Source organism: Colwellia sp. BRX10-1 (assembly GCF_014077545.1).
GTDB lineage: Bacteria > Pseudomonadota > Gammaproteobacteria > Enterobacterales > Alteromonadaceae > Colwellia_A.
The window spans coordinates 1-683 of record NZ_JACGWC010000088.1 but is presented as its reverse complement, the minus strand read 5'-3'; the positions used below and the strand labels follow the sequence as shown (position 1 = coordinate 683).

The 683-nt window shown below is 42.2% G+C and carries 1 protein-coding gene; it reads left to right on the top strand.

Going from position 1 to position 683, the window contains the following annotated elements:
- Positions 1-683: tandem-95 repeat protein (locus tag H4J75_RS19660; protein WP_182223062.1), on the top strand; the 683-nt coding region annotated here is incomplete at both ends.

Sequence of the window (683 nt, the reverse complement as noted above, 5' to 3'; positions counted from 1 at the left end):
GCTGAAACAGCAGACGGTCCACTAACCGTAACGAGTTTTACTGTTGGTGGTAATACATATAGTGCAGGTGACACCGTTACCCTCACTGAAGGTGAGTTAACTTTAAATACCGATGGTAGTTATACTTTTACACCTAATGACAATTTCAACGGTGCTGTTCCTGTAATTACTTACATTGTTACTGACGGTGCAGGTGATACACAGACTTCTACCTTAACGATTTCAGTAACTCCAGTTTCTGATCTGAACGATGATAATGAAACTGTCACTGTTGCAGAAGATACAACAGCCACAGGCAATGTGTTAGACAATGCTGAAACAGCAGATGGTCCAATGACTGTCACTAGCTTTACTGTTGGTGGGAATACGTACAATGCAGGTGATAAGGTTACTCTTACTGAAGGTGAACTCACTTTAAATACCGATGGTAGTTATACCTTCACACCAAATGACAATTTCAACGGTGCTGTACCCGTAGTCAGCTACACCGTTACCGATGGTGCTGGTGACACTCAGAGTTCTACCCTAACTATTTCAGTGACACCGGTTTCAGATCTGAGTGATGATAGTGAAACGGTTACGATAGCAGAAGATACAACAGCAACAGGTAATGTCCTCGATAACGCAGCAACTGCAGACGGTCCTTTAACTGTTACAAGCTTTACTGTTGATGGTAATACTTA